The sequence below is a fragment of the Streptomyces sp. JLBJ103 genome (assembly GCF_058215575.1).
In genome coordinates this window covers 5,531,430-5,552,451 of the sequence record NZ_CM177089.1, presented here as the reverse complement: position 1 = coordinate 5,552,451, position 21,022 = coordinate 5,531,430, and the positions used below count along the sequence as shown (strand labels likewise).

Sequence of the window (21,022 nt, the reverse complement as noted above, 5' to 3'; positions counted from 1 at the left end):
CCCGACCCCCCACCAGGCACCCGGCACCCCGCACCCGGTGCGCCACAGAACGACAGGAACCCATGACCGCCACGACAGCCACCCGCTACCTCTATCTGACCCGCCACGGCGAGGCCACCGCGGACGAACGCGAGCTGACGGCCGTGGGCCGCCGGCAGGCCGTACTGCTCGGCAAGAGGTTGCGAGGTGTGCCCCTGTCGGCAATCCACCACGGTCCGCTGCCCCGGGCCGCCCAGACCGCCCGGCTGATCGGCGACCAGCTCGACGGCGTACCCGCGCACGCCTGCGAACCGGCCGGGGACTACGTCCCGCACACCCCCGCCCGGCATGAACTGCCCGCCGACTCCGCCGACTTCCTCCTCGACTTCGTCCACCGGTTCCCGGCGGAGGAGCGGGAGCGCGGACCGCTGCTGGCCCGGCAGGCGGTGGAACGCTTCACCGGCCCGGTGGACGGCCCCGAGGACCGCCATGAGCTGGTGGTGACCCACAACTTCCTGATCGGCTGGCTGGTGCGGGAGGTGCTCGACGCCCCGAACTGGCGCTGGCTGGGGCTCAACCACGGCAACGCGGCGCTGACGGTCATCCGCTGGCCGCCGCCCGGCCGTCCGCCCTCCATGGTCTTCTGGAACGACATGGCGCATCTGTCGGCGGAGCTGCGCTGGACCGGCCTCGGACCGGAAATGCAAACCATGCCCTGACCTGGCCGTGTCCTGACCGGGCCGTGTCCTGACCGGCGGGGAGCACGCCGAAGGCCGGACCCGCGCTGTTGGGTCCGGCCCCCGGCCGTGTCCGAGTCGCATGCAGCCCAGCAAGCGTGAATAAGGACAGGACCCACCGTAGGGCCCGGCACTGACATTTAGCTTTGGAGATGGCCCTCCGGGATCTTCGGGGGCTGCGTAGGGTGCGTCGGGTCCGGTTCTTCCGGCACGGCTGGATCACTGACCGAAGCGTCTGCTTGCAGGCGACTTCTCAACGTTGATCGACGGCTGGTTGAACCTCCCGACGCACGTGCGTCCCTGTTGGGAACTCGTGGCCGCGGCGAGCGCGGACCGCTGCTACCGAATGTCCGGTCAGCACAACCCTGCGGAACACGTGCCACGCGGGTCGTGGTGGAGGGGCTGGACAAGCGTCAGCCTGCCGCTGCACCAGACGGGAAGCCTGTTGAGACTGCACCTGGGAATCGATGTGGCCTGCCGGGCCTCGCACCGGGCCACCTGCACCGACGCCACCGGAGAGATCCAGTTCTCCGGACGGCGCTTCACGACCACGCCCGAAGACCTCGAACGGTTATGGGACGGACTGCCCGGCACCGACGACGTCGTCGTCATCATGGAGCCGACCCGCAACGCCTGGGCCCCACTGGCCGCGTGGTTCCAGCACCGCGGCGCCAAGGTCGTCCTGGTGCCACCGGAACAGTCGGCGGACCTGCGCGACTACTACTCCAAGCACACCAAGAACGACCGCCTCGACTCCCGGGTCCTGGCGCGGCTTCCGCTGCTGCACCCCGAAGGGCTGCGGGAGCTGTCGGACACAGGTCCCGCCAACGCACTGCGACGAGCCGTCCGCCGCCGCAGCACGCTGGTCGAACGCCGCACCGCCACCTTCTACCGGCTCGATGCCCTGCTGGAGCTGCTCGGACCCGCCTGGGCCGATGCCCTGGGCACCGGTGCCTACTCCAAAGCGGCTCTGGCCGTGCTGGCGAAGACCGGCGCCGACCCCCACGCCATCCGGCGGCTGGGCCGAAAACGACTGGCCGCCATGCTGATCCGGCACAGCCGCGGACAGTGGCGCGAGGAGCACGCCGAACAGATCGTCAACGCCGCCCAGCAGACCCTCAAGCTCTGGCCCGACGACGCCCTGGATTTCGCCGAACTCGCCGAGGACATCGCCGGCGAGGCCCATATGGCCGCTCACCTGAACACGCAGATCACCACCCTGGAGGACCGGATCGCCGTCCTCTACGAAGAAGCCGACCCAGGCCAGGTCATCGCCTCCGGGCCCGGCTTCGGCGTGACCACGGCCGCGGGCATCCTGGGCAGGCTCGGAGATCCGAACCGCTTCGCCAGCCTGGCCGGCATCCGCGCCTTCACCGGCCTGGTCCCCCGTGTCAGCCAGTCCGGACTGACCGGCCGCAACGGACCGCCCACCCGCCAAGGAGATCCCGGACTACGCGAGACCCTGTTCAAGGCCGCGGATATCGCCCGGCACGTCGATCCCACCCTGGCCGCCCGCTACCACGATCTCGTCGCCAACAAGGGCAAACACCACAACTCCGCCCTGTGCACACTGGCCGCCGCACTGATCACCCGCCTGGCCGCCTGCTGGCGCAACGGCACCCTCTACGAGCTCCGCGACACTGACGGCCGCGAGATCACCGAGGCCGAGGGACGACAGATCTGCGCGACCCGCTACAAGGTCGACAAGGCCGCCCGAGCGAAGGTCCACGTCCGACGCCGATCCCAGCAGCTGAAGAACCCAACGACGAGCCGGCGCGAGAAGGAGTCACGAAGTGCTCCGGCAACCGGCCCGTCGACAACCACCCTACGAACCAACCCTCAAGAACACCATGAGCTACTTGACGTCCGTTAGGAACTCAACGGGCCGCCGTCTCGGGGGACCGGAGTGGGGTGCGGGCTAACGACCCGAGGGGTCGCTCACCACACCCGCTACCCGGGCGGCGGTCAGCCACCGCGGGAAGTCCTGGAGCAGCTGGTCGTAAAGCCCCTCGTCGGAGAGCGACTTCGGGGAGGCCCCGGCGGCGAAGAACCCGGCGTTGTCGACCACGCGCTTGTCCGGCACCGGCAGCTCGTCCAGCTTTGCGCAGGAAGCGGAACTCGTCGCTGCCGAAGCCGATGAACTGCCAGAAGATCGGCAACCGCGCGGCCGTGCACAGCACATGCTCCGCCGCGGACTTGGACGTCTTCGAACTCGACCGTCAACGTAACGTCATGATGCGTCTCCCGCTCCGGATTCCGGCAGACCTACTCGAACGGGTGACCGCCCAAACCGCTGCGGACCGACGGTCGCGCAACTCCGAAGGAACCACCACACCTCATGGAGTTCACCCTCACCGCTCCCGGGCGGACCCCAGATCGCCCGCCGGCGATCCGGCTTCTCCTGCCCCGCTCCGCGGGAATCCGGATTCCTCCCCGGCCTGAAGGGGCATCCTCCGGGAATCCCGGTGAGGCGCCCCGCGACAGGGCCAGCCGATTAAGGGGGCGGCGGATCGAGCTCACGTACCACGTGTCGTGGGCCGCCGCCGCGGCCGACAGCCCTGGATCCGTACGAGCAAACCCCGGTGGAAGCCTTCGTGCGGTGCGGGAGTCGGCCGCGGCGATGACGCCGCCCACGAACAGTCCCCGGCTCGGCAGGGAAGGTTCAGCGTGGGTCATCAGACAGGACAGCCAGGCCCGGTGGCGGGGTTGACGCAGGTGTTGGTGCCGGGACCGCCGTTATTGAAGTTGAAGCCGGGACCGCCGTCGAGGGCGTCGTTGCCGTCGCCGCCGAAGAGGTCGTCGTCGCCGGCCTCGCCGGACAGGTCGTCGTTGCCCGCATTGCCGTAGAGGTCGTCGTTGCCGTCGCCGCCGAGGAGATGGTCGTCGCCGTCACCGCCATAGAGGTCATCGTCGTTGGCGGCGCCGTTGAGGATGTCGTTGCCGTCACCGCCGTTGAGGCTGTCGTGGCCGTAGCCGCCGTCGAGGGTGTCGCCGGCATCGCCGCCGTCGAGGCTGTCGTACCCGTCGCCGCCGTCGAGATCGTCGGCTCCGCCGCCGCCGTTCAGACTGTCGGAGCCGTAGCCTCCGTCGAGGTCGTCACCGGCGGCACCGCCGTCGACGCTGTCGTTGCCGTGGCCGCCGTCGAGGACGTCCATCCCGTCGCCGCCGGAGAGGGCGTCATCACCTTTGCCGCCGTCGAGGCTGTCGGTGCCGTCGCCGCCGTCGAGGCTGTCGCGGCCGTAGCCGCCCAGGACGGTGTCGTTGCCGGTACTGCCGGAGAGAGTGTCGTTGCCGGCGTCACCGCAGATGACGTCGTCGCCACCGAGGCCGTCGACGCGGTCGTTCCCGCCCAGCGCGGCGATCACGTCATCGCCCGGGGTGCCCACGAGGTCGTCGTCGCGGTTCGTGCCGACGATCGTCGGCACCAAACCCGCACAGGTCGGGGTACCCGCCATGACGGCCCGCGGATGGGCGGCCGGGACCACGGCGGCGGATGCGGGACCGGCGGCGGTGATGGGTCCCGCGGTCGCCAAGGCCAGCAAAGGCAGTAACAGGCCGCCGACACGGCGCGCCCTGCGGCACGCGCCGGGATCCATGACCGGCCCGGAATCCCCACCGTGGGCATCCCTATGTGTGCGGGCGTAACGGTTGTGCCGGTAAGCAAACGGATCCGGTTCCATCGACGTGCACCTCCGAAGCAGGAAAAACACTCAACCCGTTCAGCAGGCCACGCCCCGGTCCCACCCGCCTGTCCCACGTTCACGGCCATCGCCCGCCGCCTGCCCCCTCTCCGCAGGTCAGGCCCCGGGCGCGGTATGGAAAGATCCACTCCCACGGCTGTCCCCCGCTCAGACCGCTCCGGAGTTCTCGCACCCCCGCTGACGACCGGGGCCTTCTCCTTGAAGGCTGCTGCTGGATGCTCGGCCGCCGACGGCGTTGATGTCATCTGCGGATGTCAAAGATTGGGCGGCTTCTGGCCGTCGGGCACGCATCTGCTGCCGCTGCTCCCGACGGCCAGAACCGGATATTCCCCGCCAGGATCCTGGCGTGTGCACCACCGGTGCCCGTCCGCTCCGCGTCAGGCCGCGTCGGCGAAGATCCGCTTCACCTCGGGGGAACGGGGCTCGAAAACCTCGAGGAGGCCGATCGTGCGCAGGGCCGGGGCGAGTTCCCGCATCTGTGCGATGAGGGCCGTGTACTCGGGGGTGCCCTCGGTGAGGCCGTCAAGCTGGACGGCGTTGGCGACGAACGCGGCCACCGAACCCTTGCGCACGGTCTGTCCGTTGATCGCGGTCGTGTCGTCTCCGTCGGGCAGGACGTCTTCGGGCCGTACGGCGGTCTGGTGCGACATGGCAGTTCTCCCTACGTGTTAGAAGCACGTGCTTTTTGCACGCAGATTCACTGTAACAGTGCTCCGTGCTTTTTGCACGTACCATCGGAGAGTGAGCAAACCGAGCCCTGACAACACCACCGCCGCCCGCGTGGCCGCAGCCATCGGCGCCCTGGCCCAGCGCGCCACGCGCGCCGGGCTCTACGACCGGCTGACCTCAAGAGTCGAAGGCGTGGACACCACGACCTACCCGGTGCTGTCCGGCCTCGCCCGCTGCGGACCCGCGACCGCCACCAGACTCGCCGAGGCAATCGGCATGGACCGCACCGTCACCACCCGCTACGCGACCCGCCTACAGGACGCCGGGCTGATCGTCCGCCGCCCCGACCCCTCCGACGCCCGCGCCACGCAACTGGCCCTCACTGACGAGGGAGAGCAGGCAGTCCTGGCCCTGCGCGGCGCAATGGAAACCTTCGTAGCCAACGAACTGTCCACCTGGCCCCCGGACGAAGCCGCCGCCTTCGCCACACGCCTCGAACAACTGACAGACGCGATCGCACGCCCCGACACCAGCCGCACGCCCTGAAACGTCACCCGCCCCGCAGGAGCTCAAGAGGTCAGTTCGCCTCGGCGCTGACGGCCAGGTGCAGGGCGTCCTGGGCGCTCCAGTGAAGTGCGCGGCCGCCGACTGGTGTTCGGCCACCGCCTCCAGCACGGCCCGCTTGATACCGGCGGCGACCGCATACGCGTGAGGGACGTCAGCGCCGCGCGTACCCTCTCCTGCGCGCTCGCCCGCTGACGCTCCCCTCGCTGGCCTCCAGGCCCAGGCGAGGGGGCTTTCGTCATGTCCTCGGTAGGTGCCGATCAGCTTCGCGGGCGTGCGATCAACCTGACATCTGGGCCGGACCGCGCTACGTCCACCAACTCACATCGAAGGATGTCGTCCATCGTCTCGATGGTGCCGCCCTCAAGTCCACTCTTACCGCGGCCAAGGAGCGCGGGGGCGACGTAGGCAACGATGCGGTCCACCAGCCCAGCCGATACGAACGACGCGGCGAGAGTAGGGCCGCCCTCGAGGAACATCCCACGCACACCGCGCTGGTGCAGTTCACGGAGGAGTGCCTCCACGTCCACGCCGACCTGCGCTCGGGGCAGCCGTACGACGGTGGCCACGTCGTCCAGGTGGGATGCGTCAGCGTCGTCTGCGACGGCGATCATGGTGGGTGCGGCATCATCGAGGACCCGGGCATCAGCCGGGGTCCGGGCGTTGGTGTCGACGATCACGCGCCATGGCTGCTCATCAACCGGCACGGCCAGCTTCAGCTTTGGGTCGTCCTTCATTGACCGCACCGCGAGGTGGGGGTTATCGGCCTGCTGGGTGCCGGAACCGACGACAGTTGCATGGCAGGCTGCGCGTAGCGCGTGGACTTCTGCACGGGACTCTGCGCTAGTGATCCACTGGCTGGTACTGTCCGCCGCGGCGATCCGGCCGTCCAGCGTGGCCGCGTATTTGTAGACGACGAACGGCCGTCCACCGACTGTGTGCCACTCGTCCGTGCCGACCAGCTCGCTGATGTGCATGGGCTCCTCCAGACAGATCTTGATTCCGGGCAGCCTAGTCACACTGCTGCGACTGCCTCGGACAGCTCCCGCACCATCGCGATACGGCGCCACGGCGCCAGGCCGGTGACGACTCGGCGCAGCTCTGCCGTGGTGCGGCGAGACTCCGTCTCCCGGCTGATCTCCAGCGCTTCCATGGCGGTTGCACAGGCTGCGTCCGGGGCACGGTCGGCGGCGTGCGCGGTAGCGAGCCGGGCCAGATGAAGGCCCCGCTCGCGCTGGTAAATGGCTGGCCAGTGGTCGATGGCTTGCCGGTAGGCGGTCACAGCGTCCGTCGGCTTGCCGAGCCTGAGGTAGCACGTTGCCCGCTGAGCATGGACGTAAGCGTGGTTGCAGTAGCCGCCAAGCTGATCGTTTACCGTCTCGTCTCCTTCTACAAGGGTCTGGGCAGCGTCGAGCTCTCGGAGGGCTGGCAGTTCGCCTCCAATAAGTGCATGGCCATGTGCTGCCTGGAGGTGGGCAGAAGCACGGATACGTGCGGGCACATCGCCGCGCACTCGCAGGGCGGCCGACGCCAGGCCGACTGCCCGCTGCTGCTGCCCGAGCCCGACGGACTGCTGTGCCTTGCGCATCAGAATGAAGGCTTGCCGTACGGGGTCGTCGGCTTCCTGCACCCATTCCATCGCCCGGTCAGACCACCATAAGGCTTCCTCGGGGCGGCCGAGATCCTCGTAGAGCCAGCCAGCGAACTCGGCCCACTCCGCGCCGGTTTGGAGGATCTCCCGGCGGAGGGGCCCACGTGCCGCGGGAAGCAGCTGCTGCTCGATGACCGCGAGGTGGTCGTGGACAGCGCTGATCGCGGCGTGTGGTCCGTAAAGCCCGTCTGATTGGACCAGCGTGGCGCGGAGCTGCTGGAGGTGGTCAACAACGGCTGGATTGACCGGGCGACGGGTCGCGGCACTGGCCGGGGTGGAAAGGATGGCAAGACCGGCTGCTGCTGCGGTTGTTGTGCCCAGGAAGTCACGACGATTCACGTCAGCATTGTGTGGTGCGTCCCCCGCCAGCCCGACTTCGGAGGGGGCCATACCGAGCCGGTCGGCAACGAGCGCGAGAACATCGACGTCGCGTGCTGACTGGCGACCGCGTTCCAGGCGGCTGATGGTGCTTTGGCTGTACCCGCACATATCGGCCAGCTGCTGCTGGGTCCACCCACGTGCGCGGCGAGCGGCCGAGATGGCTTCACCTGCGCTGGAGTGCTGCGCTAACTGCCCCATACACGGTCCCGGTCTGCGGTGGCGTGGCTCAATAAGGAGATACCCACAGTAGCGGTCCAGTCGCATGCGTATGCAGGTTCTGCATAGCCGCAGCGTGTGATGCATGCGGTGGGGACGGCGGCGTGGTGTGCGCGTTTGTCTGGATGCAAGAGGCTAGACGCACTGTCGGAGGCATCCCTATGAAGGCCGCAGATCTGCTGTGGACACCCCCGCCCGCCGTGGACGTCGAGGCGTTACCCGTAGGGAAGTGGTGGGACGCCGTCCGCGCCGAGCGGACAGTCGGCGAGCACGCCCTCACCCTCCTCGGAAACAACAACGGCGCCGTCATCCAGGACACCGCCGGCCCCTTGTACTGGCTCATCGCAGTCGGCTCCGCCCGCAGCTGGCACCTGCGCCAGGTTCGCGTGCTCACCACACTGGTCGACGAGGCGACGTACCTCGGCGTACCGCCCGCCTCTTGGACCGAGGGCCCGCGGCCGCACTGGCGCGTGCCGCTCGGGCCCGACCGGTATCTGACCGATGCCCGGCTGCTGTGGGAGGCCCTGGCCGCCGCGGTCCGCACTGAGCTCGGCACACCGATCGACGGGCGGCAGCTCTGTTTCCATTGCCAGCTGCCGACCACCGAGCCGGTCATCGTCGGCGAGGAGCATGGGGGCAGCCTCGGGGGCGGCACGCTCTATGCCTGCCCACCGCACGCCGCGTACTTCCCGAAGAGCGCCCAGATCCGTCTGGCCCCCACACGCCCGGTGGAGCGGTACTGATGGCAGAGAGCCAGGACATACACACGCTGAGGGCCGGGGCGGGGGCGTGATGGACGAGACCCAGCAAACAGCGTCGGCCGCGGAAGAGGAATGGCGGAAGGCCATCGAGCATGCCGCGGGATGCCTCGCCTGCCGGACTCCGGGCAGCGGATGCGAGGCGGGCGAGCAGCTGCTGAACACCTACGAGACGGCCGCGCGGCGGGCACGGGACGGTGCGACATGAGGCACCGTCGACAAGCGCCCGCAGTGCGGGGCGCGTTCATCTTCCGGGCAGCCCGCGCCGGGCTGGTCCTCGGCACGATGCTCGGCGTCCTGGCCGCCGTCGTCGCCCTGTGCATCGCGGGCGACCCCGCCGCCCCATAGACCGGGTGGGCCGCTGGGCGGGCCGGGCCCCCGTACCGGACAGACGGCCCCCAGCGGTCCACTCCCAAGCCTCCGCCCCGGATCGCACGCTTGGACGGCCAGCGACCGGGACGGAGACCGCGCACCACCCAACTGAGAGAGAGGCACACATGCGTGACGTTACTGCGTTACTGGACCGGCCACAGCGGGCCGAGGTCGTTGGGACCGTCCTCCGCGGCAACCCCGAGCTGAGCGAGCACATGGCCGTGAGGATCGTGGACGAGGCGGTGAAGTTCGTCGCGGCCGCGGCCGAGTCCCGCGAGCCGCTCGCCCCGTCGAGGATCGTGGACGAGGGCTGGCACGCCCTCATCCTCCACACTCGCACGTACCGCCGGCTGTGCGACCGGGTCGGCACCTTCGTGCACCACGTTCCGCAAGCTCCGGACCCCGAGCGGCGCGATCCCGAAGCGCTGACGCGGACCCAGGAGCGCATCGTCGCCGCCGGGTTCACCGTGGACGACGCGCTGTGGCTGGCACCGACCGACAGGTCCATCCCGGTCGCGGCCCACTGCCAGCACGGGCCCGGCGGCCCTGAGGGCAGCTGCACCGGCGACCCGGACGGGGACGGCCCGAGCGGCCCGAACTGACGAGTGGCTGACCAGCGGGCGCCACCCCGATACGCTCGTCACGGGAGGTGGGGCATGGCTACACACTGGGTGAACCCGAAGAAGGCCGGGCTCGTGAAACTCGTGGCGAGGATGCAGAGCCCGGAGCCGCGGCCTGCCAACGCGTGTGGATGCACTCGGCGGCGAGGGCCGCGGATGACCGCGACGGTCGTAGAGCACCAGGGCATCGCGTATGCCATCCCATGCAATCGGTGCGGAGGCAAGGGCGTCGTCCCGTAGGGCCAGACACACGCCCGTCCGCGCGTCGCTCCGGCGGCGCGCGGACGGGCTGCCTGCTGGACTCCTTGTGGACTCCGACCACGAAGCAGCCCCCCAGTCCGCTTGGACTGAGGGGCCGGTACAGGTTTTCACCTGCGGTCATTCACTGTGGGCGCAGACGGGTTCGAACCGCCGACATCTGCCTTGTAAGGGCAGCGCTCTACCGCTGAGCTATGCGCCCGGGAGCGAGAGGTCAGCCTACAGTGTCCCCGGGCTGGGGCCGCAATCCCGGTTCGGGCCGGATCGGCCGCACCGAGACCCGCCGCACCGCGACCCGCCACACGCGAACCGCCCGACCGCTGTGGACGTCAGTGACGGGTGGGAGAATGACATCCGGGCCTACGGGCGATCCATGGCGATCCCATGGGCGATCCATTGGGAGAGGGAAGTGGCGGCGACACCTGGTGGCGGGGGCGGGCGGCGTTGGTTCGGGGGCCGTGGGGAGAGTCAGCGGGCGGAGGCCCAGGCGGCGAAGGACGCGGCCGCGGCGGCGTTCTATGAGCTGGACACCGCCCAGCGCGATCTGCGGATCTCGATAGAGACGATCACCGCGGTGGACGACTCCTCCGCCGCCCGCCGGACCGCGGCCGACTTCGCCGCGCTCGGGCAGCGGATCGACCAGGTCAGCCATGACTACATCACCGCCGTCGACGCCCATGATCTCGACCATGATGGTCTCGACGGGGCCACCGCCGCCCGTGCGCGGATGGAGCTGACCCGGGCCAAGGACGAGCTGCTGCGCACCAAGGCCGATCTCGACCGGTTCGCGCAGGGGCTCGGGCCGCTGTTGCAGCAGGCCGAGACGCAGCTCGCGCGGCTGGCGCCCGCCGTGGAGCGGGCGCGGCAGGCGCTGCTCGCCGCCACCAACGCGCTGGACGCCGTACGGGCCTCCGGGCTGCGGGCGGACGATCTCGCGGCGCGGCTGGCCGCCCTGTCGCCCGAGTTGACCAAGCTCAACCAGGGCGCCGGGCAGCACGGTGTGCAGAACACCATCCGGCGCGCCGACGATGTGCTGCGCAAGGCGGAGGCCGTCCGGGGCGAGGCCGAGCGGCTGCCGGAGCGGGCCGCCGAGATCGACCGCAGGCTGGTGTCCCTGCGGACCCGCGCCCAGGCGATCACCACCCGGGCCGCCGGGGTCGAGCCCGTCCTCAGCGAGCTGCGCCGCCGTTACAGCGCCGCCTGCTGGCAGGACCTCCAGCCCGTTCCCGCGCAGGCCGGGCGGGATGTCGCGCTGGCCGAGAAGAAGCTCAAGGAGGCGCAGACGGCCCGTGAGGAGCAGCGCTGGCCGGATGCCACCGCGCTGCTGGCCACCGTGCGGGCGCTGCTGAACACCACCGACGAGGCCGTCTCCGCCGCCGGGGACCGGCTGCGGCGGCTCGACGAGGTGTCCTTCGACCACCGGAAGGAGGTCGAGCGCACCCGCTTCGCCATCCGCGACGCCCAGCGGCTGGCCATGGCCGGGCGCAGCACCCCCGATCCGCGCCATGCGCGCCCGCTGGACGACGCGGTGGGGCGGCTGGACCGCGCCGTCGAGGGGCTCGAGGGGCGGCACCCCGACTGGTGGCACTTCCTGTCCGAGACCGAGGCGGTACGGCAGACGGTCGCCCGGGTGGTGCAGGAGATCCGCGACGAGCGCGGGGGCGGGGCCGGGGCCGGGCACTGACCGTCCCGGGCGGCCCTGGCATCGCGATAAGCCGCGGGGGCGGGACGGGGGCCGGGGCGGAACGGGAGCCGGGGGCGGGGCGGGGCCGGGGCCGCCCCGGTCCGATGGGCCACGGCCCGATGGTTCGCTTCACCGCCCTGACCTGGCCTTCGCTGGCTATGCTCCTGCCATGCCTCGCTACGAGTACCGATGCCGTTCCTGCGGAACCACCTTCGAGCTGAACCGGCCGATGGCCGAGTCCTCGGCGCCCGCGTCCTGCCCCGAGGGGCACGACGACACCGTGAAGCTGCTGTCAACCGTGGCCGTCACCGGCACCGCCGGTGCCTCCGGTGCCTCCGCCGCCGCGCCGCCCCGGCCGCAGGGTGGCGGTGGCGGCGGATGCTGCGGGGGCGGGTGCTGCGGCTGAGGTTGAGCTGAACCGGCGGGGGGCGGATGCTGGGAGGTACCTGCGTACCTGCGTGGGTACGGTACGGCCCCGCGGGTACGGCCTCGACGGCGATGCCGAGGTCCGGCGAAGCAAAGGAGGCCGGAGATGGCTACGGGCCGCCCCTCCCCCATCGGCGCACACCCCGCGGGAATCGCACGGCATTTCCCCGAGCGGATCGGTGGGCACACCACACTCGACGAGCATCTGCCCGTCGATCACCGGCTGAGCCAGGTCTACCGCATCGGGGCCGGGCTCACCGGGCTCGTCCTGGTCGCCTTCGGCATCCTCGGCCTGGTCAACAAGATCGGGTTCTTTGCCACCGGTGACAACACGGTCGCCGGGCTCAACACCAACGGTGCGCTGAGCGTGCTGTCCATCGTCATCGGGCTGTTGCTGTTCGTCGGCACGGTCATCGGCGGCAATTTCGCCTCGACGCTCAATATCGTGCTCGGCGTCCTCTTCCTGCTGAGCGGGTTCGTCAATCTCGCCCTGCTGGAGACCGACTTCAACTTCCTGGCGTTCCGCCTCCAGAACGTGCTGTTCAGCTTTGTGGTCGGGCTGATGCTGATGTGGTTCGGCATGTACGGGCGGGTCAGCAGCAAGCTGCCGCACGACAATCCGTACTGGCGGGCCCGCCACCCCGACTTGGCCGAACGCGAGGACCGGGCCCATGCGGCCGCCGCCGCACGCCTCCGCGCCATCGAGCGCGCCGGTGGGGGGACGGCGGAGTCGGCCGAGTCGGAGGAGCCGGGGAAGCGGGCCGGTCAGCCGCCCGGGAAGTGGGGCACGCTGGACCGGCCCGGTGAACCCACGGGCAAGGGCGAGAAGGAGGGCGAGGGCGGCTCGCGCTCCGGCCAACCGCCGGGTAAGTGGGGCAAGCACGATCAGCCCGGCAAGGAAGCCCCGCCCCGGGAAGGGGAGAAGGCAGCCCCGCCCCCGGAGCGGCAGGACACTCAGGAACCGCCCCCGCGCCACCGGCAGCACCGGCGGCTGCGCGACCGGTTCAGCCGCGGCGGCGGGCCACAGTGAGCCCGTCCGCGACCGTCAGCATGATCGCTTCCATCCGGTCGTCCGCGGCCACATGATCGTTGAACGTCCGGATCGCGGCGCCCGAGCCGGTCGCCGCCGGATCGGTGACGTCCCCGTTGTAGAAGACGTTGTCCGCGACGATCACCCCGCCGGGGTTCAGTCGCGGCACCAACTCCTCCCAGTAGTCGACGTAGCTCACCTTGTCCGCGTCGAGGTAGACGAAGTCGATATGCGGCTCGGCGGGCATCGCCCGCAGCGTCTCCAGCGCGGGCGCGATCCGCAGGTCGATACGGTCGGCGACACCCGCCTTCGCCCACGCCTCCCGCCCGTACGCGGTCCACTCCTCCGAGACGTCGCAGGCGATCAGCTTGCCGTCGGCGGGCAGCGCCTGCGCCATGGCCAGCGCGGAGAAGCCCGTGAAGGTGCCGACCTCGACGATGTGGCGGGCGCCGGTCAGCCGGACCAGGAACGCCAGCAGCGGGCCCTGCTCCTCGGCCGACTGCATCGCGGCGTACTCGGGCAGCCGGGTGTGCGTGGCCTCGACGAGCTCACGCTGCACGGGGTCGAGCTGCGGATTGTGCCGCAGCATGTACTCATACAGCTCGGACGTGATCGGCGTGCTCTTGCTCTTGGCCACGGGTCCCCCTTCGATTCTTCGCTCAACTGCCCAGCAAGCGCAGTACAGCAAGGACCCGGCGACTGTAACCCGAGCTGCCGGGGAGTTCGAGCCTGCCGAAGATCGCGTCGCCGTCCGGCCGGTCAGCCCCGGCCACGGGAAACGGCGCGGATGACCTCGCTGCGCGCCCGCGCCCAGGTGACCGAGGCGCGCTCGGACAGGGCGCGGATGATGGCCTCGCCCGCCGCCACGCCCCGCTCCTCGAGCTCGGTCACCTCCGGCGCGGACCAGCCCGCGTCGGCCAGTTCGCCGTGGCCCGGACGCCAGCCGCGGTCGGCGAACAGCAGCAGATCGGTGTCCAGCAGCGAATCACCGGCCGCGAGCACCTCGTCCGCCCCGGTACGCCGCTTGATCTCGGCCACCGCCGCGCTCTTGGTGAGCGGCTTCGGTACGGCGTAGAGCTTGCGGCCCTGGAGGGATACGGTCCAGCCGCGCGGCTCCGCCCACTCCGTCAACTCCTTGACGTAATCCGCGGGCAGTTGGTCCCGTTCGACCACGAGATAGGCGAACAGGTCGTCCGCCACTCGCTCCTTGAGCAGCCAGCCGGCGTCGGCGGTGGCGCTGAGGTGGGCGGTGATCTCGCCGAGCGCGGCGCATTCGCCGTCGAGGCGGGCGCGCACACTCGTGTGCCACTCGGGGTCGGACTCGCCGTCGATCAGCAGATGACCGCCGTTGGCGCAGACCGCGAAGCGGGACGGCGGGCCGGGGAGGCGGACCCGGCGGTACTGCTCGGGGGTGCGGGTCGTAGTCGGTACGAAGACCGAGGTGCGGGCCAGTTCGGCGAGCAGCCCGGCCGCGGTCTCGGTCATGTACGACAGCGGCTTGCCCTCGTACACCTCGACGCACATCAGCCGCGGGGCCTCGGCGTCCGGCATGTCCAGGCCGAGCGCGGCCGCCGAATAGATCAGGGTGCGGTCGAGGTCACTCGCCACCACAACACTCATCGCGCGTCCGCCGTTCTTCTCTCGACCACGTTCTCGTCGTTCTTGTCTGTTGGGTTGTTTTCAGCCAGGTGGCTGTCAGGCGTAGTGTGGCCGACCGCGCCGTCATCGGCTGTGACGTGGACCGCTTTTCCGTCCGCTCCGATGGCGCCGCGGGTGTAGCGCGGATGGATCAGCCCGACGCAGGTGTAGGGCAGATCGTCGGTCTCCTCCACCGGTACGCCGCGCTGTTCGGCCAGCAGCCGTACGTGGTCCAGGTCCGCGCCCGCGCCGCGCTTGGCGAGGATTTTCCACGGGACGCGGCGCAGCAGCACCCGGGTGGTCTCGCCGACGCCCGGCTTGACCAAATTGACGTCATGGATGCCGTACGCCTCGCTGATCCGCTCGACGGCGGCCCAGCCCTCCCAGGTCGGAGTGCGGTCGGCGGCGGCGAGTTGCTTGACGTCGGCCGCGACGTCCTCGGCGACCTCGTCGAAGTGGGCGGCGACAGCGTCCAGGAAGTGCCCGGAGACATCGGATTCGGCCAGTTCCCGGTAGAACTTCGCGCCGTGGAAGTCGTCCGGTCCGACCAGGTCGGCGCGGAGCACGGTGCGCGATATCAGCCCGGAGACGGTGGAGTTGAGGCAGGCGGAGGGGACGAGGAAGTCGTCCCGGGTGCCGTAGGTCTCGACACAGCGGCCCGGGTCGGCGAGGACGGCGATCCGCGGGTCGATGTCCGGGTACGGGGCCACGGCGTCCGCCAGTTCGCGGGTGATCGCGCCCTTGCCGGTCCAGCCGTCGACGAAGACGATGTCGGACGGGTCGTGATGGTCCGCCAGCCAGCGCAGCGCGGCGGTGTCGATTCCGCGGCCGCGCACGATGGAGATCGCGTAGTGCGGCAGATCGAGCCCGTGCACATGCCGCGCCCAGCGGCGCATCAGCACGCCGACGGGGGTTCCGGCGCGAGCCAGCGAGACCAGTACGGGGCGGGGTGAGCGCTCGGCGAGCACGGTCTCGGTGACGGTGCCGACGGCGCGCGCGATCCGGGCGGCCGAGGCGGTCAGCGCGGCCCGGAACAGCGCCTGGTACTCCTCGCTCGGCTGGTACTCCTGGGGCAGCGACTCGGCGTAGTGCGCACCGCCGCTCTGGATCGCCTCCTCGCGCTCCTCGGTGGGGGCCTCCAGCGTGACGTGCGAGAAGTCCTGGAGCAGCCAGCCGACGTCGTCGGGGGCGTAGGAGGAGAAGTCGGGTCCGCGCAGGGGTTCCTGGGGTGATGGGGGCATACCGGGGGCCTGCCGTTCGGTGCGGGGGACGGGGATTGGGGAGCAAGGCTCGGAGGGCGCGGCGGGCACATGGGACGGGACGACGGCGAGCAGCACCCGGTCGGTGTGCGGCGCCAGCCGGGCGAGCAGCCCGTCGGGGGCGTGCAGCGCGGCGGTGTCGGCGGCCGAGTCGACGACGGCGACGACCGCGTCGAAACGCCGTGCGGGGTCGCCGCCGGGCGCCACGTTGTACGCGAAGCGCGGGCCGGGGCCGTCGGCGGGACCGTCATGGGCGGGGAACGCGATCCGGGTGCGGATGGCGTAGCCGGGGTCGTCGACGGCGAGCACGGGCGAGCGTGTGGTGGTCGAGTAGCGCACCTCGGCCCCGTCGAGGGCGTCCTCCAGCGCTTCGGCGAGCCGCAGCGGCGCGTACATCAGCTCCTCGAAGCCGAGAACGAGGACCCGGGGGCGGGAGTCCTGGGGGCGGGTGTCCCGGGGGCGGGTGTCCGGGGAGCGGGTGCCGTCACCCGGCGTCGGCAGCGCCGCGGCGATCCGGGACGCCATGCCGGGGAGCGCCGCCTCCAGCCGGGCGCGGTGGGCGGGGGTGAAGCCGTGCCGACCGCCGTCGGGCAGCCCCTCGGGCCAGCCCAGCTCGACGCGGACGGCGGCGGACGATACGGCCGTGTGGCCGGGCTCGTGGGCGAGCTCGTGGACGGGCTCGTGGACGGCGTGGACGGGCTCGTGCTCATGCTCGGCCACCAGCCGCTGTCCGCGCTCGAGGACGCCCTCGGGGAGGTGGACCGTGCCCGTGGCGGCGGCGATCAGGTCCACCCGGGCGCCGAGTTCGGCCGTGAACGCGTCCAGCCGGGCGCGGTCCTCGGCGGAGCGCATATCGACCAGGGCGACGACCACATAGTGGTCGCGGGGGAAGCGCCGGTGCAGGGCGGCGATGGTGTTGAGCACCGTGCGGCCGGTCGAGAACTCGTCGTCCACCAGGACCAGCGGACCGTCACCGGCCAGCAGCCCCGGGTCCTCCGGCAGCAGCAGATGGGAGGTGGCGTGGCTGTGCTCCTCCTCGAAACCGCCGACGGCCGCGACGCCGTCGACCGGGCGGCGGGTCGAGTGCAGATACGGCGCGAGGGCGAGGCCGTCCGCGACGCTGTGCCCCAGACCGGTGGCCGTCTCGGCGTATCCGAGCACCACCGCGCGGGCCGCGGCCTCCTCGCCCAGCAGCTCCCGGACCCGGCGGCCGAGCCGTACGCCCGCGCCGTGAACCGCGGCGGGGCGCTGCGGGACATGCTTGCCGAGCACATTCGACACCAGCAGATGGGCGCGCTTGGGGTTGCGCCGCAGCGCCAGCCCCAGCAGCCCGGTCAGCTCCTCGCCGCCGTCGAGCCGTACCCCCAGCCGGTCCGCGACCCACTGTCCCGACCACACCACGCCGTACGCCTCGTCTCTCTCGCTCATTCCCACGTTCTTCTCTGCATCAGCCCCCCGTGACTTTCAGCGTCCCCACAGCCCCAGCCGTTTCCGCCGGGCCCCGGCCGGGCCCCGGCGGGGCGGGCTCAGCCTGTCGGCAAGCTCGCCGACAGCAACTCCACGAAGCTCACATCCTCCCTCGCGACGCCGAAGACCTCCGCGCGCAGCATGGTGCGCTCGGCCCAGGCCCGGTGCGGCTTCACCTCGTTCATCTTGTTGGTGTACGAGGAGCGCAGCACCCCGCCCCCGTACCGCTCGGGCTCCAGGATGTCCGCCGCGTCGCTGAACTCCTCGTGGCTGACGACGGAGAGCGCGTGCACGGGGGCGACATGGGTGGGGTGGATACAGGTCTTGCCCATCAGGCCGTTCGCCCGGTCCAGCTCGATCTCGCGCAGCAGACCGTCCATGTCGTGCTCGATGAGCGCGGTGCGCAGCGCCTCCGCGCGTCCGCTGAAGGGGCTGAGCCGCAGCTGCGGTTTGAACATCCGCTCATGCTGTTTGAAGTACTCCCACACCGGGCCGGTGACCGTGAAGCCGGTGCCGTCGGCCCGGCCCAGCATGTTCACCACGTCCCCGATCACGGAGGCGATGAGCTGGACGTCGTAGGCGGTCATGTCGGGCGCCCGGCGCAGCCCGTACGCGGAGCACAGATCGGTGACGCCGAGCCGCAGCGCGAGCACCCGCTCCCGGTACTTGTCGACGATCCGGCCTATGCCGCTGAGGGTCTCGGTACGGGTCTCCCGGTGCATCAGCTCGGGGGATTCCAGCACCGGCATCGCGAAGAGCCGCCGTCCGCCCAGGACGGCCACCGTCTCGGCGGTTTCGGCGGAGATCAGCGCCTCGAGGAAGGAAGCACCCCGCTCCTCGGTGAACTTCGGCAGTACGAATCCGGACAGCAGCCGGATGGCCGGACCCAGCCTCCGGACCAGATCGACGATCTGGTCCGGAGTGCGGACCCGGATGAACAGCAGTGGCAGCGCGGCGTCCGGATCCCCCTCGGCGAGTGCGCCGAGCTGGCGTACGAGATTCTCCTCCGCACCGGCGACCTCGGCGTCATGGATGGAGTCCTCCAGGCACAGCACCATGGACACCACGCCGCGACCTGCCTGTTTGACGATGTCATCGGCGAGCCGGGGCCGGGTGGCGGGCGAGTAGAGGGTGGCACCGAGGGCGACCGCCAGGGTCCGGGCGGGCGAGGACACGGTGAATTCGCCGGGCTCCCGATAAAAGAGACTCGACCGCACCTCATCCGGCAGATGTCCAAAATGCCTCATATATCTCCCCCGTGCTGCCCGTACCCGGTAGGGGCCTGACGACCCCCGATTGGCCGATAATCGTACGTGCGGGCAAGGGTCAAAAGTTCCCCAAGACCGTGAAAATCGCGTAACCGGTCTGGGTCGGATCCATGTCCACACCGCCCCGCATCCCCGCGTCCCCGCCCCTCACGCCCCCGCACTACGGACGCGTACCGCCTCCGCCGTGGCACCCTGCGTTGTCCCAGGGCCCTCGGGGAGGGCAGGATTGCGGCCATGACGCACGCGATGCTGAAGGGATCGAACATCCCGCTCGAGACCACGGCCATACGCGCGGTGCTGCGCTGGACCTCCGGCACCGACGTACCCGATGTCGATGCCTCGGCGCTGCTGCTGGCCGAGGACGACCACGTGCGTTCGGACGAGGACTTCGTCTTCTACAACCAGCCGCGGCACCCCTCGGGCCTGGTCCGCCATCTGCCCAAGAAGCGGTTGCCGGAAGGGCTGACCGACACCATCGAGGCCGAGCTGTCCGGTCTGGAGGCGGAGGTGCGCCGGGTGGTGCTGGCCGCGTCCGCGGACGGCGGCACCTTCGGGCAGGTACGGGATCTGAGCCTGCTGCTGTACGACGCCTCGGCCGCGCCGGACGCGGAGCCGATCGCGATCTTCGAGGTGCAGCCGGAGACGGGCAAGGAAGCCGCGCTGATCTGCGGGGAGCTGTACCGGCGCAAGGACAGCTGGAAGTTCCGCGCGCTGGGCCAGGGTTATGACACCGGCCTGGTCGGGCTGGCCACCGAGTACGGCATCTCGGTGGACGACGGTGAGGGCGCGGGCGCCAAGCCCGAGCCGGAGTCCGGGAGCGCCACCGAGCCTCCGTCCGCCTCCGCCGCACCACCGTCGCCCCCCTCTCCGACTCCGCCTCCCCCGCCGACCTCGGCGCCGTCGTCCTCCCCGACCCCGTCGCAAGCCGAGACCCAGGCACTGCCACCGCAGGTGCCCGCGGCCGGTTACGGCTATCCGCCACCGCACCCCCAGCCGCATCCGCAGGGGCCGACCCCGGACCCGTGGGACCCGCAGCGGATGTCCCCCGCCGCGGCGCAGAGCGACGGTTACGGCCCTGTGCCGCCGCAGCCCACCGCGCCGCCCCCGCCGCCGCCCGGGGGCTATCCGCCGCCGCCGGCGCAGGCGCCCTACCCTCCGCAGCCGTCGTACGGCTATCCGCAGCCGCCCGCGTACGGCTATCCGCAGCAGATGCAGCCGACCGGGGCGGTGCCGCCCCCGCCGCCGCTGCCCGCGCCGGTGCCGGACCCCAACTTCACGCTGCCGCCGCAGGGGCCGCAGTTCCAGAACCGGTAACGCGGGCGGGACCGGCCCGGGGCCAGGCCCTGTCCTGCCGATCTTCGCGGGCCCGCGACGCCTGGCACCGCGCCTCGCCGCGTTGTCGGGATCTTCCGAGTACGCCCAGTACGAGGACGACCCTCCGCCTTGCGATCCTCCCCCAGCTACCGCTGGGAGGTGCCCCCTCACCAGACGCCGCGGGCTGATCCACGAAGATCGACAGGACAGGACCTAGACCTTGGACTTGTAGCCGCGGCCCCACTGGAGCCCCCAGCCGTACAGCCGGTCCAGCTCCGCCTGGAAGCCGTAGACGTACTTCACCTCGCGCCGCACCACCATCTCGCCCTTGACGTTCTCGATCATGACCACAGCGCAGGAGCGGGCCTGTGGGGCCCGCTCGTGCAGGGCGATCTCCACCCGGGGGCCATTGCTCGGGTAGAGCGTGACCATGCCATGGGTGCGGTCGAAGGCAGGGGTGCCGTCGTAGATGTAGACGAACACCAGCAGCCGCTTGATGTCGTCCTTGTGGTCCATGTTGATGTAGATCGTCTCGCCGGAGCCCGACCCGAACCGGTCGTCGCCGCTGAGCTTGACGTACGGCGGCTCATTGAGATTGCCGTAGAAGTTGCCGAGCGGCTGGACCACACCCTTGGATCCGCTCTTCAGCTCGTACATCACCGCCAGGTCGAGGTCCACATTGACCATGGCCGGTCCCTGGGCCTGGACCACCTGAGGCTTGAACATCCGCAGCGGATGACGCAGCGAGACGCGTCCGGACTCGTTGAAGTCCGAGGTCCGCATCTGCCAGGAGAGGTTGATCCGGAGGTTGCCACTGGCGGCGCCCTGCTTGGTCAGGGAGATCATGGAGTGCCGCTTGGTCAGCTCGACCACCCCGGACGCGTCTCCACTGTCGAACTCGCGCCACGCGGCCCGCCCCCAGTTGCTCCAGAACGCCATCGTGCGCACCCCCACCCTTCATGGCTTTCGCCGGTATCAACTGCCGCGGGGCGGCCGGGAGCTCATACTCTCGGCCGCCCCGCTCAGAGCG

At 70.7% G+C, this 21,022-nt stretch carries 20 protein-coding genes, 1 tRNA gene and 3 pseudogenes; 11 read left to right on the top strand and 13 right to left on the bottom strand.

All coding sequences use genetic code 11. The features are described 5' to 3' along the window. The first annotated feature begins 62 nt into the window (after positions 1-62). Both AC4BEG_RS24545 and AC4BEG_RS24540 read left to right on the top strand, forming a co-directional pair. On the top strand, positions 63-698 hold the full coding sequence (locus tag AC4BEG_RS24545; protein ID WP_490701906.1) for a histidine phosphatase family protein: 636 nt from the start codon (positions 63-65) through the stop codon (positions 696-698). Positions 699-1,161: 463 nt separating this feature from the next. Beyond that, positions 1,162-2,589 (top strand): IS110 family RNA-guided transposase, encoded by a 1,428-nt coding sequence (locus tag AC4BEG_RS24540; RefSeq protein ID WP_490701905.1) that lies wholly within the window; start codon positions 1,162-1,164, stop codon positions 2,587-2,589. A 45-nt stretch (positions 2,590-2,634) separates the two neighbouring features. Here the strand turns inward: AC4BEG_RS24540 and AC4BEG_RS24535 are convergent. The 4 genes and pseudogenes from AC4BEG_RS24535 to AC4BEG_RS24520 form a co-directional block, all read right to left on the bottom strand. Next, positions 2,635-2,920 (bottom strand): annotated as a pseudogene (locus tag AC4BEG_RS24535) (VWA domain-containing protein); the annotation flags it as partial. 471 nt (positions 2,921-3,391) lie between these two features. Then, complete coding sequence (locus AC4BEG_RS24530) at positions 3,392-4,396, bottom strand: calcium-binding protein (protein WP_490701904.1); 1,005 nt, start codon at positions 4,394-4,396, stop codon at positions 3,392-3,394. Between the two features lie 275 nt (positions 4,397-4,671). Beyond that, positions 4,672-4,734, bottom strand: a complete 63-nt coding sequence (locus AC4BEG_RS24525; protein WP_490707173.1) for a hypothetical protein — start codon at positions 4,732-4,734, stop codon at positions 4,672-4,674. A 60-nt stretch (positions 4,735-4,794) separates the two neighbouring features. Continuing rightward, the gene (locus AC4BEG_RS24520; RefSeq protein WP_490701903.1) at positions 4,795-5,067 is read right to left on the bottom strand and encodes a hypothetical protein; all 273 of its coding nucleotides are present in this window, start codon (positions 5,065-5,067) and stop codon (positions 4,795-4,797) included. Positions 5,068-5,158: 91 nt separating this feature from the next. On the opposite strand from AC4BEG_RS24520, the gene AC4BEG_RS24515 reads away from it, so the two are divergent. Further along, on the top strand, positions 5,159-5,632 hold the full coding sequence (locus tag AC4BEG_RS24515) for a MarR family winged helix-turn-helix transcriptional regulator (protein WP_490701902.1): 474 nt from the start codon (positions 5,159-5,161) through the stop codon (positions 5,630-5,632). Between the two features lie 278 nt (positions 5,633-5,910). Here the strand turns inward: AC4BEG_RS24515 and ribD are convergent, their stop codons facing one another. Continuing rightward, positions 5,911-6,627, bottom strand: a complete 717-nt coding sequence (gene ribD / locus AC4BEG_RS24510) for a bifunctional diaminohydroxyphosphoribosylaminopyrimidine deaminase/5-amino-6-(5-phosphoribosylamino)uracil reductase RibD (RefSeq protein WP_490701901.1) — start codon at positions 6,625-6,627, stop codon at positions 5,911-5,913. Positions 6,628-6,665: 38 nt separating this feature from the next. After that, on the bottom strand, positions 6,666-7,880 hold the full coding sequence (locus AC4BEG_RS24505; RefSeq protein ID WP_490701900.1) for an NsdA family TPR-like regulatory protein: 1,215 nt from the start codon (positions 7,878-7,880) through the stop codon (positions 6,666-6,668). A gap of 179 nt (positions 7,881-8,059) precedes the next feature. Here AC4BEG_RS24505 and AC4BEG_RS24500 point away from each other — a divergent pair, with 179 nt between their 5' ends. The 4 genes from AC4BEG_RS24500 (at position 8,060) to AC4BEG_RS24485 (ending at position 9,630) form a co-directional block, all read left to right on the top strand. Continuing rightward, on the top strand, positions 8,060-8,641 hold the full coding sequence (locus AC4BEG_RS24500) for a hypothetical protein (protein ID WP_490701899.1): 582 nt from the start codon (positions 8,060-8,062) through the stop codon (positions 8,639-8,641). 49 nt (positions 8,642-8,690) lie between these two features. Further along, positions 8,691-8,864, top strand: coding sequence for a hypothetical protein (locus AC4BEG_RS24495; protein WP_490701898.1), 174 nt, complete (start codon positions 8,691-8,693; stop codon positions 8,862-8,864). After that, the gene (locus AC4BEG_RS24490) at positions 8,861-9,004 is read left to right on the top strand and encodes a hypothetical protein (protein ID WP_490701897.1); all 144 of its coding nucleotides are present in this window, start codon (positions 8,861-8,863) and stop codon (positions 9,002-9,004) included. The genes AC4BEG_RS24495 and AC4BEG_RS24490 overlap by 4 nt, the downstream gene beginning before the upstream one ends. Before the next feature lie 149 nt (positions 9,005-9,153). After that, complete coding sequence (locus tag AC4BEG_RS24485; protein ID WP_490701896.1) at positions 9,154-9,630, top strand: glycine-rich domain-containing protein; 477 nt, start codon at positions 9,154-9,156, stop codon at positions 9,628-9,630. A gap of 406 nt (positions 9,631-10,036) precedes the next feature. Here the strand turns inward: AC4BEG_RS24485 and AC4BEG_RS24480 are convergent. After that, positions 10,037-10,108: transfer RNA gene (locus tag AC4BEG_RS24480), tRNA-Val, on the bottom strand. Positions 10,109-10,315: 207 nt separating this feature from the next. Here AC4BEG_RS24480 and AC4BEG_RS24475 point away from each other — a divergent pair. The 3 genes and pseudogenes from AC4BEG_RS24475 to AC4BEG_RS24465 form a co-directional block, all read left to right on the top strand. Further along, complete coding sequence (locus AC4BEG_RS24475; protein WP_490701895.1) at positions 10,316-11,590, top strand: hypothetical protein; 1,275 nt, start codon at positions 10,316-10,318, stop codon at positions 11,588-11,590. Between the two features lie 169 nt (positions 11,591-11,759). After that, positions 11,760-11,996: an FmdB family zinc ribbon protein gene (locus AC4BEG_RS24470; RefSeq protein WP_490701894.1), complete on the top strand. Its 237-nt coding sequence runs from the start codon at positions 11,760-11,762 to the stop codon at positions 11,994-11,996. Between the two features lie 126 nt (positions 11,997-12,122). Continuing rightward, positions 12,123-12,686, top strand: a pseudogene (locus tag AC4BEG_RS24465) (DUF4383 domain-containing protein); the annotation flags it as partial. 334 nt (positions 12,687-13,020) lie between these two features. On the opposite strand, the gene AC4BEG_RS24460 reads toward AC4BEG_RS24465, so the two are convergent. From AC4BEG_RS24460 to AC4BEG_RS24440, 5 genes and pseudogenes are all read right to left on the bottom strand, one after another. Beyond that, positions 13,021-13,635, bottom strand: coding sequence for an O-methyltransferase (locus AC4BEG_RS24460; RefSeq protein ID WP_490707172.1), 615 nt, complete (start codon positions 13,633-13,635; stop codon positions 13,021-13,023). Between the two features lie 70 nt (positions 13,636-13,705). Continuing rightward, a pseudogene (locus AC4BEG_RS24455) lies at positions 13,706-13,792 on the bottom strand (DNA-binding response regulator); the annotation flags it as partial. A 13-nt stretch (positions 13,793-13,805) separates the two neighbouring features. Then, on the bottom strand, positions 13,806-14,666 hold the full coding sequence (locus AC4BEG_RS24450; RefSeq protein ID WP_490701893.1) for an HAD family hydrolase: 861 nt from the start codon (positions 14,664-14,666) through the stop codon (positions 13,806-13,808). Continuing rightward, positions 14,663-17,371 (bottom strand): phosphoribosyltransferase, encoded by a 2,709-nt coding sequence (locus tag AC4BEG_RS24445; protein ID WP_490701892.1) that lies wholly within the window; start codon positions 17,369-17,371, stop codon positions 14,663-14,665. Before AC4BEG_RS24445 ends, AC4BEG_RS24450 begins: the two co-directional genes overlap by 4 nt. 98 nt (positions 17,372-17,469) lie before the next feature. Then, positions 17,470-18,657: an HpcH/HpaI aldolase/citrate lyase family protein gene (locus tag AC4BEG_RS24440; RefSeq protein WP_490701891.1), complete on the bottom strand. Its 1,188-nt coding sequence runs from the start codon at positions 18,655-18,657 to the stop codon at positions 17,470-17,472. 255 nt (positions 18,658-18,912) lie between these two features. Here AC4BEG_RS24440 and AC4BEG_RS24435 point away from each other — a divergent pair, with 255 nt between their 5' ends. Then, positions 18,913-19,992, top strand: a complete 1,080-nt coding sequence (locus tag AC4BEG_RS24435; RefSeq protein WP_490701890.1) for a TerD family protein — start codon at positions 18,913-18,915, stop codon at positions 19,990-19,992. Positions 19,993-20,205: 213 nt separating this feature from the next. On the opposite strand, the gene AC4BEG_RS24430 is transcribed toward AC4BEG_RS24435, so the two are convergent. Further along, positions 20,206-20,931 carry a TerD family protein gene (locus tag AC4BEG_RS24430; RefSeq protein WP_490701889.1) on the bottom strand — a complete coding sequence of 242 codons (726 nt, stop codon included), beginning with the start codon at positions 20,929-20,931 and terminating at the stop codon, positions 20,206-20,208. Between the last annotated feature and the right edge of the window lie 91 nt (positions 20,932-21,022).

Bases quoted from the DNA above. Each gene is read 5' to 3' on its own strand.
- AC4BEG_RS24500 (WP_490701899.1), top strand. From the start codon at position 8,060: ATGAAGGCCGCAGATCTGCTGTGGACACCCCCGCCCGCCGTGGACGTC.
- AC4BEG_RS24435 (WP_490701890.1), top strand. From the start codon at position 18,913: ATGACGCACGCGATGCTGAAGGGATCGAACATCCCGCTCGAGACCACG.
- AC4BEG_RS24445 (WP_490701892.1), bottom strand. From the start codon at position 17,371: ATGAGCGAGAGAGACGAGGCGTACGGCGTGGTGTGGTCGGGACAGTGG.
- AC4BEG_RS24530 (WP_490701904.1), bottom strand. From the start codon at position 4,396: ATGGAACCGGATCCGTTTGCTTACCGGCACAACCGTTACGCCCGCACA.
- AC4BEG_RS24485 (WP_490701896.1), top strand. From the start codon at position 9,154: ATGCGTGACGTTACTGCGTTACTGGACCGGCCACAGCGGGCCGAGGTC.
- AC4BEG_RS24495 (WP_490701898.1), top strand. From the start codon at position 8,691: ATGGACGAGACCCAGCAAACAGCGTCGGCCGCGGAAGAGGAATGGCGG.
- AC4BEG_RS24505 (WP_490701900.1), bottom strand. From the start codon at position 7,880: ATGGGGCAGTTAGCGCAGCACTCCAGCGCAGGTGAAGCCATCTCGGCC.
- AC4BEG_RS24440 (WP_490701891.1), bottom strand. From the start codon at position 18,657: ATGAGGCATTTTGGACATCTGCCGGATGAGGTGCGGTCGAGTCTCTTT.
- AC4BEG_RS24545 (WP_490701906.1), top strand. From the start codon at position 63: ATGACCGCCACGACAGCCACCCGCTACCTCTATCTGACCCGCCACGGC.
- AC4BEG_RS24450 (WP_490701893.1), bottom strand. From the start codon at position 14,666: ATGAGTGTTGTGGTGGCGAGTGACCTCGACCGCACCCTGATCTATTCG.
- AC4BEG_RS24430 (WP_490701889.1), bottom strand. From the start codon at position 20,931: ATGGCGTTCTGGAGCAACTGGGGGCGGGCCGCGTGGCGCGAGTTCGAC.
- AC4BEG_RS24470 (WP_490701894.1), top strand. From the start codon at position 11,760: ATGCCTCGCTACGAGTACCGATGCCGTTCCTGCGGAACCACCTTCGAG.
- AC4BEG_RS24460 (WP_490707172.1), bottom strand. From the start codon at position 13,635: ATGCTGCGGCACAATCCGCAGCTCGACCCCGTGCAGCGTGAGCTCGTC.
- AC4BEG_RS24490 (WP_490701897.1), top strand. From the start codon at position 8,861: ATGAGGCACCGTCGACAAGCGCCCGCAGTGCGGGGCGCGTTCATCTTC.
- ribD (WP_490701901.1), bottom strand. From the start codon at position 6,627: ATGCACATCAGCGAGCTGGTCGGCACGGACGAGTGGCACACAGTCGGT.
- AC4BEG_RS24520 (WP_490701903.1), bottom strand. From the start codon at position 5,067: ATGTCGCACCAGACCGCCGTACGGCCCGAAGACGTCCTGCCCGACGGA.